The 10,256-nt window shown below is 42.1% G+C and carries 10 protein-coding genes and 1 pseudogene; 7 read left to right on the forward strand and 4 right to left on the reverse strand.

Features of this window, described 5'->3' with window-relative positions:
* Nucleotides 1-106: 106 nt before the first annotated feature.
* From B4F08_RS02075 to B4F08_RS02090, 4 genes are all read left to right on the forward strand, one after another.
* On the forward strand, nt 107-1,756 hold the full coding sequence (locus tag B4F08_RS02075) for an MFS transporter (protein WP_291372818.1): 1,650 nt from the start codon (nt 107-109) through the stop codon (nt 1,754-1,756).
* A 33-nt stretch (nt 1,757-1,789) separates the two neighbouring features.
* Complete coding sequence (locus B4F08_RS02080; protein WP_291372820.1) at nt 1,790-2,950, forward strand: HlyD family secretion protein; 1,161 nt, start codon at nt 1,790-1,792, stop codon at nt 2,948-2,950.
* Nucleotides 2,951-3,013: 63 nt separating this feature from the next.
* The gene (locus B4F08_RS02085; RefSeq protein ID WP_291372822.1) at nt 3,014-3,883 is read left to right on the forward strand and encodes a 1-aminocyclopropane-1-carboxylate deaminase/D-cysteine desulfhydrase; all 870 of its coding nucleotides are present in this window, start codon (nt 3,014-3,016) and stop codon (nt 3,881-3,883) included.
* A 64-nt stretch (nt 3,884-3,947) separates the two neighbouring features.
* Nucleotides 3,948-5,147 (forward strand): NAD(P)/FAD-dependent oxidoreductase, encoded by a 1,200-nt coding sequence (locus B4F08_RS02090; protein WP_291372824.1) that lies wholly within the window; start codon nt 3,948-3,950, stop codon nt 5,145-5,147.
* A 21-nt stretch (nt 5,148-5,168) separates the two neighbouring features.
* On the opposite strand, the gene B4F08_RS02095 is transcribed toward B4F08_RS02090, so the two are convergent.
* The 4 genes from B4F08_RS02095 to B4F08_RS02110 all read right to left on the reverse strand — a co-directional run bounded on the left by B4F08_RS02095 (nt 5,169) and on the right by B4F08_RS02110 (nt 7,890).
* Nucleotides 5,169-5,321, reverse strand: coding sequence for a hypothetical protein (locus tag B4F08_RS02095; protein ID WP_171494572.1), 153 nt, complete (start codon nt 5,319-5,321; stop codon nt 5,169-5,171).
* Between the two features lie 167 nt (nt 5,322-5,488).
* Nucleotides 5,489-5,680, reverse strand: coding sequence for a hypothetical protein (locus tag B4F08_RS02100; RefSeq protein WP_291372828.1), 192 nt, complete (start codon nt 5,678-5,680; stop codon nt 5,489-5,491).
* A gap of 61 nt (nt 5,681-5,741) precedes the next feature.
* Nucleotides 5,742-7,448: a mechanosensitive ion channel gene (locus B4F08_RS02105; RefSeq protein ID WP_291372830.1), complete on the reverse strand. Its 1,707-nt coding sequence runs from the start codon at nt 7,446-7,448 to the stop codon at nt 5,742-5,744.
* A gap of 163 nt (nt 7,449-7,611) precedes the next feature.
* A complete protein-coding gene (locus B4F08_RS02110) occupies nt 7,612-7,890 on the reverse strand; it encodes a hypothetical protein (protein ID WP_291372832.1) in 279 nt (92 codons plus the stop codon).
* A gap of 287 nt (nt 7,891-8,177) precedes the next feature.
* On the opposite strand from B4F08_RS02110, the gene B4F08_RS02115 reads away from it, so the two are divergent.
* From B4F08_RS02115 to B4F08_RS02125, 3 genes and pseudogenes are all read left to right on the forward strand, one after another.
* Nucleotides 8,178-8,600 (forward strand): hypothetical protein, encoded by a 423-nt coding sequence (locus B4F08_RS02115; protein WP_291372834.1) that lies wholly within the window; start codon nt 8,178-8,180, stop codon nt 8,598-8,600.
* Between the two features lie 566 nt (nt 8,601-9,166).
* The gene (locus B4F08_RS02120) at nt 9,167-10,111 is read left to right on the forward strand and encodes a transporter substrate-binding domain-containing protein (protein WP_010326225.1); all 945 of its coding nucleotides are present in this window, start codon (nt 9,167-9,169) and stop codon (nt 10,109-10,111) included.
* A gap of 68 nt (nt 10,112-10,179) precedes the next feature.
* Nucleotides 10,180-10,256, forward strand: a pseudogene (locus B4F08_RS02125) (amino acid ABC transporter permease); the annotation flags it as partial.

A 10,256-nucleotide genomic window follows, 5' to 3' on the forward strand; every position in this document is an offset into this window, starting at 1 on the left:
TTTAAGGACTTCATTTCAAGGGCTGACCAATCTAGAGCAACAACAACTTGCACAACGTGCGATTGAGCTCTTACTCAACGGTATTCGGGCATAAAGGTCACCACTCATGACACAGCCACCGCGTTTACTCGAACCTGCACCAAACTGGACAGCCGAAGAAAAACCAACTCTGCCCGGCTCTCCTGCCGTGATCGCGCACTCCACACCTAAGCGCTTCATATATTTTTTTATTGGCTTATTTGTCGCACTGTCTGCAAGTCTCAGTAACGGTTTTATTACCGCGAATTTACCCTTAATTCAGGGTGAATATGGACTAACACCCTCTGAGGTGGCATGGATTCCTGCAGCTTATGTGATGGCCAATGTCAGTGCGAACCTGATTCTGTTTAAAGCCCGCCAACAATACGGTCTGCGTCTATTTTCTGAAATAGGCCTGCTGATTTTTATTGTAGTTTTAGTTTTACACGTCTTTGTACATACCTTTGAAATGGCTGTACTGGTGCGTTTTATTAGTGGCATGGTTGCAGCACCGCTCAGCTCTTTAGGCATGTATTACATTATGCAGGCTTTTAAGCGAGAAAATTTTGGTCGAAGTATCTATTTGGCTTTAGGCTTCCAACAGCTTGGTATTCCCTTAGCATGGATCATTTCTCCGTACCTTATTGATGTCAATAACTGGAATGTCCTATATACCTTTGAAATTGGTTTAGCCCTGTGCTGTTTTGCAATGGTGGTGTCGCTTAAATTACCCCGCAGTTTAAGAATTGCTGTTTTTGAAAAGCAGGACTTTTTCACCTTTGCCTTGCTTGCGCCCGGTTTTGCCTTTTTGTGTATTGTACTGACCCAAGGGCCAATCTTGTGGTGGTTTGAAGTGAAATGGTTGGCATACCTTTTAATTGCAGGATTCAGTCTGATTGTGATTGGTTTGGTCTACGAACATTATCGGGTCAATCCACTGATTATGACACGTTGGCTGGGGACATCATCTACGCTTCGTTTTATCATCGGTGCCTTTGCAATTCGCTTCTTAATGTCGGAGCAAAGTTATGCTGCCGTGAGTTTTCTCAAAACGATGGGTATGGGCCCCGATCAATTTGTCCCGCTATATGTGGTGATCTTTTTAGGCATTGTGTCTGGAACCTTATTTAGTGCCATCACTTTTTCACGTGAACGGATTATTTGGCACCTACTGTTAGCAGAAGCTTTGGTATTAATTGCTTGCGGGCTAGATTTTCACCTCACCAGCGATATTCGCCCTTCCAACTTCTACGGCAGTCAGTTTTTGGTAGGCTTTGCCAGTGGTGTATTTATTGGTCCACTCTTAATCACGGGTATCTTAAATGCTATGCAAAAAGGCCCTACCCATATTGTCACGTTCATTGTTTTATTTTCAGCGACTCAAACATTTGGTGGCTTAGTCGGTTCATCCTTTTACTCCACCTATCAACAAGTCCGAACCCAGAACTATCGTGCTGAAATGATTCAACAACTCCCCGAAACCAATCCATTGATTGCACAGCGGCTTTTAGCGTATCAACAAAGTTCACATAGTTACACGCTCGATCAGCAGTTAGAGCAACAACAAGCCTTAAAAAATTTAAATCAAGTGGTAACTCGAGAAGCCCAAGTACGTGCCTATAACGATGTGATTAGCTTCAATGGCATCGTGGCCATGCTGCTATTGCTGTGGGGGACATTCCTGATTGCACGGAATCAATATCAACTGCGGCAACAGGCGAAAATCGGTCCTGCCTAATGCCACTGCTCCCTATTTATTTGAGAAATTGTTATGTCTGATGATCAAAAACCCGTAGCTCCCGCTGAAACAACTGCAACGACTGAAAATACCGCTCAGCCTGAACAGCCCGTGGCAGCAGAAACACCGATTACGCCGCCTTCAAGTAAATTAATTCCAACAGCGAAACGTACCTTGATTTTGATGTTTTTAGTACTCATCATCGGGATCGGCATCATCTTGTGGGCATGGAAAATTGGGCCATTTGATAGCGATATTGAGTCAACAGACAATAGCTATGTCAAAGGCAAAACTACAGTGCTTTCTTCGCAAATTAATGGCTATGTCAAAGATGTGCTGGTCAGTGATTTTGATCACGTCAAAAAAGGACAGGTGTTGATGCATATTGATGCCACCACCTATGACCAAAAAGTCACACAGGCTGAAGCAGGCGTTGATCAAGCCCAAAATAACCTTTCCAATCAAAGCCAAAATATTGCTCAGCGTAAAGCCGATATTGTTGCGGCAGAAGCCAAAGTCGAACAAGCGCGAGCAGCATACCAACTGTCATTGACACAACAGCATCGCTTTCAACAGTTAGGCGACTCTGGCGCAGCGTCTAAATCAGAACAAGACAAAGCCTTTGCCGATACCCAAAATAATTTAGCCTTACTGCAACAAGCACAGGCCAATGTCCTAGTGGCGAAAGAAGCCCTCAAAACTGCACAAGTCGCTGAAACTGGGCTCAAAGCACAAGTGACCAATGCCGCTGCACAACTAGATCAAGCCAAAACCACCAAAAATTACAGCAGTATTATCGCCCCGATGGATGGACAACTGGGTGAAGTCAATCCACGCGTGGGGCAATATGTGGCCGCAGGCACACAGTTGCTCTATCTGATTCCACAGCAAACTTGGGTTACTGCCAACTTTAAAGAAACTCAAATTGCCAATATGAAAATTGGACAAAAAGCATGGTTTACGGTGGATGCCCTCAATCATCAGAAATTTACAGGTCATGTCGAACAAATCTCCCCAGCGGCGGGTTCAGAGTTCAGTGTGCTTAAAGCCGATAATGCGACAGGCAATTTTACCAAAGTGGTACAACGTATTGCAGTACGGATTGCAATTGATCCGAATCAAACGGGCATTGAAAATTTACGTCCAGGCATGTCCGTAATTAGTTCGGTCGATACCCAATCTGCACAGCATTAATCCTGTGCAGAAACCACGACTTTTCACTTACACTAAGCACTCAACCTGATTGATTAAAGTCCTATGTTTGAACAGATTGCACAGTCCATTCCCTATCAGCACATCAGTATTGACGGGATCAATATCAGCATCAAACGTTTAGACTTGGTCCATCCACATATTTCAGGCAATAAATTTTTTAAACTAAAATACAATCTATTGGCGGCGCAGCAACAAGGCTATAAAAAACTGCTGACTTTTGGCGGTGCCTATTCCAATCATATTGCCGCAACGGCTTATGCAGCGCAGTTATTGGGTTTTGAGAGTCTGGGCATTATTCGGGGCGAAGAACTGGCAAGTAAACCTTTAAATACAACCTTAAATACAGCACAGCAATTCGGCATGCAATTGCAGTTTGTGACGCGAGAAACCTATCGGCAAAAGCAAAGCTCAGCCTACTTAGCACGGTTACAACAAGATTATCCTGATTATTATGTGATTCCTGAAGGGGGAACCAATCCTCTTGCCATTCAAGGCTGTACAGAAATTCTCTCTGATGCGGATCGACAAAATTTCGATCTGATTTGCTGTGCCGTAGGTACAGGTGGCACCATTGCAGGTCTGATTGAAGCCAGTCATTCACAGCAGCAAGTTTTGGGCTTCTCCGCACTCAAAGGTGATTTTTTGAGTCGAGAGATAAAGCAACTGACTGAAAAAGAAAATTGGCAAATTACCGATCAATATTGCTGTGGCGGTTATGCTAAAACCACGCCTGAACTCCTGCAATTTATTCAAGACTTTGAGCAGCAATATGACATTCCACTGGAACAAATTTACACAGGCAAAATGCTGTTGGGTTTAACCGATTTAATTCAACAAGGTACATTTTCCATAGATCATCGTATTTTGGTGATTCATTCAGGTGGACTGCAAGGTCGTTTAGCTGCGCTTTAGATAGTCCTGAAAAAGCAAAAAAGATGGTCTATAATGCCCTGCTTTATTCTCCCGTGAGTGTGTCATGTCCGCAAATCAATATGATGTCTTAGTTTTAGGTGCAGGTGCATCTGGCTTAATGACAGCCTATATGGCAGCTCAACGTGGACGTAAAGTGGTGGTGGTAGAAAAAGCCAATAAAGTCGGTAAAAAAATTCTCATGTCGGGTGGTGGTAAATGTAACTTTACCAACCTCTATGTCGAACCCAGCAACTTTATTTCGCATAATCCACACTTTGTGATTTCAGCCCTCACTCGCTATACCAATTGGGACTTTATTGGCCTAGTTTGTGAATACGGGATTGAATATGAAGAACGTAAACACGGTCAGCTGTTCACCATAAAAGGTGCCAAAGAAATTTTAGCCATGCTGTTGAGCGAGTGTGAAAAGACAGGTTTGGTCGAGATTAAAACCAACTGTGAAGTGAAAGCTATCACCGCACTCGCTGAACAAGGTTTTCAAATTGCCACGACGCTGGGGTATTTTGAAACCGAATCTGTAGTCATTGCATCGGGTGGTTTATCTATTCCGACCTTAGGGGGTTCAGGGATTGGCTATGAAATTGCAAAGCAATTTGGTCACCATGTTTATCCAACTCGCGCAGGTTTAGTACCTTTCACCTTTTCAGATAGTTTTAAAGAAGTGACCACACGCTTAAGTGGCAACGCAGTCGATGCCACTTTATCAAATGACTTAAACGCTTTCACCGAAGCGCTTTTATTTACTCATCGTGGGCTCAGTGGGCCAAGCTCGCTACAGCTATCGAATTATTGGGATGTTGGGCAAAGTTTTAAAATTGACTTCCTACCAAGTGTGGATGTGAACGACTACTTAAAAGCCAAGAAACACAGTCAACCCAAAGCCCTACTGCGCACTTTAATGGGTGAACATTTCCCGAAAAGTGTAGTGGTTGAACTACAAAACCTGATTTGGCCTGAATTGGCTGAAACAGCGATTGGCCAACTGTCAGATGAAAAACTGGAGCACATTGCAACGCGCATACATGCGTTTGAAGTCAAACCATCAGGAACCGAAGGCTACCGTACCGCTGAGGTCACTTTAGGTGGTGTAGATACCACGGAAGTGTCCTCGAAAACGATGGAAAGTAAAAAGCAAAAAGGCTTGTACTTTGTTGGTGAAATACTTGATGTCACAGGACATTTGGGTGGTTTCAACTTCCAATGGGCATGGTCATCTGCACATGCCGCATCAGAATATGTCTAAGCCATCTGCTTAAACGATAAATTATTCTAAATAGTCCGTGCGTAGCAGTACGCACTGCTTTTGCTTCTGCTGACGAGCAAGCGCTAAGTCCATTTTCGCAATCGCAATTTGCACATGGCTAAGTTCAGTCACGGTACGGCGCAACATCAATGTCTTTTTTAATATTTTCATCATTGGTTTTTCCTTGTGTATGTACAATTTATCAAAATAAATTGTGAAATATTCATCAATTCATATTTCAAAGTATAGGCATCTAAGTATTTCTAATTTATGAAATATCCATATTTCACATGCATTAAACATACCAAATTAAATGCCATTCAACACTATATACTTTTGTATTATTTTTCATCATCCTTTTCAGTCACTACTCGCTCAGAAGATTGCGCAGGAAACATCTCTGACGCTGTGGATTGCTTAGCTTCTGCTTTCGGCTTCGCAAAGACAAACTTATAAGCACTCACGAAAAATCCAACGGTAATGCCTGCAATAATAATGGGCGCAAAATATTTATTTGGGGCTTTTTTTAACATCGTTTACTCCAATAAAAAAAACACCAACCACTATCAGCGGTTGGTGTTTAGTATAATTGACTTAGTCTGGATCTTTGGGGTGAACATCAATATCTTGCTCAGCTTCACCCGTTGAGCCAAAAGGCTTATTTAAAGGTTTATGTGCAGGATCAACTTCTGCGGTGGTCGGAATATCATCAACATGTTGATATTCTTCTGCAACTGTTGGTGCATCCATTTGCTCTTTCAGTGAAGCATGCCCTTCTTTGCCTTGTGCGGACTGCGTGCTATCAGCTTTGGCCTGATACAGTGGATTCGGTTGCGTACCTTCTTTTTTGGCTTTATCTAACAAGTCGGTCAAAACCCGTTCCGCAGGTTGACGACCACCCAGACCAAAAGCCAGTGCAAAAGCAATCGCAACTGCGCCAAGCGTTAAACCAAAGGCTAAGTTTACGATCGAATCTGCGATACCCATGGCACGCAAGCCCATTGCCAACACTAAGCCAATAATCAAGACACGAACAATGTTCGCTACCCAACGAGAGCTATTGTATTCACCACGTTCAATCACCTGTGCAACCAAGTTCGCCAGCCAGAAGCCCACGCCCAGAATGACTGCACCCAACAGGATGTTTGCACCAAACTGGATAAACATCGCAATCAAACCACTGATCTGCTCAAAGCCGAGTCGATTTGCTGCTTCAGAAACTGCAAATAACATGGTAAAGAACACGATGAAGTAACCCACAACGCAAGATGCTTTGGTGTTCCCTAAGAAACGTTGTAAGCCAACTTTGCTTGGAATGTCATCTACACCTGTTCCCGACAAGACTTCCACCACAAGGCTTGCGACAAAACGCGACACCACATAGGCCAAAATTAAAATCAATGCCGCCGCAATAATATGCGGAATAGCATTCATGATTTCATACAACATGGCGGTTGCAGGTTGAGAAATGGCATCAATCCCTAAAGCTTCAAAGGCGATAATCAGAGCCGTGATAATGACGATTGCAAAAACAAAAGATCCAAGCACTTTGGCCAAATCTGAGTTTTTAAACAATCCTACTTTTTCAACCTGTTTTTGTACATCTAGGCTTCTCAATAAACCCTCAATAATGCCACGTACAATTTTTGCCAGAATATAACCTGCAAAAATAATCACACCCGCAATAAAGATATTCGGCAGATACAATACGGCTTCATTGACCATATTTTGGATAGGGAAAAGCAGCCCAGTAAGACCGAGTATCGACAGTACAATAGGCAAAAACAGCAAGAGAATTAACCAATAAACAATTTCACTGATGTTTTGGCTGAGCGTGCTGACTCCGACATCTTGACTGAGCTTTTCATCTAACTGGGTGCGATCCAATCCTTTTTGTAAACCCACTTTGACCAGATTGGCCACAATCCAGCCAATAAAACCGACCGCAATAGCAGCCAGCAACTGAGGGATAAACAATAGGAATTGCTGAACCATATTGCTAAATGGCCCACTCACACTGGTGAGATTGAGGACATTGAGTGCGCCAATCACCGCAATAATCAAAATCAGCCAAAACACAACACGGGAAACAATATTTTCAATATTTGAACGATGTCCTGTGGCACTCGATAGTTTTTGATTGGTGCCCAGTTTGGTTAAGACTTTTTTCACAGCACCTGCAATCAATAATGCAATAATCCAACCAATGATCAGGATGGCGATTGCGGACAGGATTGGGTGAAACTGATCCCAATAATACATCGCATCAAATCGACCCTGATGCCCTACATAATCATTCATTTTGTTCTCCCTCTTGTTATGTCTACATCACAGCGACCTTTGCTCAAATACAGATTTTAGTTTTGAAGTGATTGTCTGCCATGAGGTATGAATGAGAAATGGAATACCCTTTTGATGACTGCTAAAGAAAAAACCCCTGTACATTACAAGGGCTTTGTCTCATTTAGCGGTCAGTTGCAGTCGCTGTATTGCTATCGGTGGCTACTGCTTCATCACCTGCTGTTGCAGTGGTGCTGTTATTCGGTGTTGCAGGCTCGGCACTTGGATTCAGATGTCCTGGAGGCGCCTCATTTGGATTTGGCTTGGTATCTGCAAACATATACAGTAATAATGCGATTAAGAAAATTCCGACCAATGCCAACATATACACAGGCATGCGTTTTTTCTTTTGCCGCTCCTCTGGCGTTTGTACATGGGGCGGTTTATTGAAATCATGTGTCATAGCTCCCCCTCAATTTTCTATTATCAAGTTGTCGAATTTTTATACTAACAATTGCTTGTGTAGCATTGTGTTTCAAAGCATAGTGAGATAGTAAACAAGCGCATTATTTCAAGATAAATTATTATTTTATAAGGCTTTAAAAACAGTCACTCTTCTGTCAATTCAATGTTAAAAGTCATATAAATAGTATTTCATATAGCCATAGACAAAAAGAGTCTGGCTAACAGCGCTCTTCAACTGAATTTGCGCTATAATTATGCACCTTGTTTTAGCTGTTTTTGGACTTTATGGCATATCGTCAACAAAGTGTAACGCTTGATTTAGACACTGATGTTACGCACCAATGTCATTTGCACTACACGCGAGACCAACATCTTATTGGTATTATTGAGTTTTCTAAGCCAAGTTATATTCTCAAGTGGGGCGATCTGGAGTTTTTCCGCCGTCGTACTGAAGAGTTTTCAGTGATGCCTTTTCCTGAATGTGTCAATGCCATGATTATTGATATTCGAAATGTGCAAGCCTTTTTAGACAATGAAACACCCATCATTCCTTGGCGCTTACTAGAAGAAGAATGTCCTGTGCGTTTAGTTGTACCTCAAGACTGTTTAGATCACTATATCGGACTGTTTGAGCCAACATGGTTGACGACGGATATTGAAACTGCAATTTCTGAAATCCGTGAATATATGGATATGTTTGTGCACTAAGCACTTCTTGATACACATCTAATCATTCCCCCCCCTGCGATTGTGCCCCGTCATTCGTTCATAACGTACAGTCGCTTTTATGTTTTAGTTTTTAATCCTCTTCGGAAAGTGTAGGACAGTAAGTCGAATCTAACTCATCTTTTATGCTGCGCCATAAAACGGATCATCTTCAAAATAAAGCACTTTTCTTTGCTATTGCCGTTAGAGCATGTTCTACACAAGCAAAATCCATTCTGTCATGCATCCATAACAAAACGAATAGCCAATCCTGTAGCATTAGACATTAGCCTAATAAAATTGATTAAAAAACTTGAAATGGCACGTATTATGCATAATTTCCTTTTTAATATCAGAGGAATATAGCGATGCACTTATTTAAAGCATTATTAACAAAATATTAAAAATCCCACTTGAGCAGTAAAAGCAATCTCGATTAAGATGCAGACTAAGCTGTAAAAAAAACACCATAAAAAGAACATCTTTTGCACAGAATAAAGCTTTAACCCAATTCTGACGTTTTTGATAAAAACAATGCAATTGATGCTGCAAACAAAAGGAGTTTGTACATGACCATGCAACGTAATCTTTCTGCCCTATTTTGTGCAAGTGCACTTGCGCTGAGCCTCAGTGCATGTAGCGACAACAAAGCACCTGCAACGGATGCAGCTAGCACTGGCGCAGATGCTTCACAGTCAGGCACTTTAGATAAGATTAAAAAATCAGGAACCATTGTTTTAGGTTACCGAGATTCCTCTATTCCATTCTCCTATATCGCAGACAACCCCAATCAACCTGTCGGTTATGCACATGATTTACAGCTCAAAGTGGTTGAAGCTGTTAAACAAAAGCTGAACATGCCTGATTTAAAAGTTCGCTATAACTTAGTCACCAGCCAAAACCGTATTCCATTGGTTTCAAATGGTACAGTCGATCTTGAATGTGGTTCAACCACAAACAACAAAGAACGTCAGCAGCAAGTTGACTTTTCTGTAGGCTTCTTCGAAGTGGGTTCACGTTTACTCACTGCAACGGATTCAGGTGTGAAGGATTTTGCTGACTTAAAAGGCAAAAAACTTGTGACTACAGCAGGTACAACCTCTGAACGCTATATCCGTCAGCATGAAAAAGAGCTCGGTATTGGTGAAGTGATTTCTGCCAAAGACCATGCTGAATCATTCTTGATGCTGCAAAGCGGTCGTGCTGCTGCGTTTATGATGGATGACATTTTACTCGCTGGAGAAAAATCGAAAGCCAAAGATCCAAACAAGTGGCACATTGTCGGTACAGCACCAATTCAAGAAGTTTATGGCTGTATGTTGCGTAAAGGCGACACAGGCTTTAAGCAAGTGGTTGATGATGCAATTAAAGCCACTTATAGCTCAGGTGAAATTAACAAGATGTACAACAAATGGTTTGAACAACCAATTCCACCGAAAAACATTAACCTGAATTTTGCTATGTCAGACCAACTTAAAGCCTTAATTGCAAACCCACATGACCGTGATCAGTAAACGATAAAGGAAAGATTAATGTTCACTCAGGCAAAGTTTCTTTGCCTGACCTATTTTAGGGGATTGTCATGAATTATACCTGGAACTGGGGCGTCCTTTGGCAATCCACAGGCGTCGGAGATAGCACCTATCTCAGTTGGATTTT

The organism is Acinetobacter sp. UBA6720 (genome assembly GCF_002454215.1).
Taxonomy (GTDB): Bacteria; Pseudomonadota; Gammaproteobacteria; order Pseudomonadales; family Moraxellaceae; genus Acinetobacter.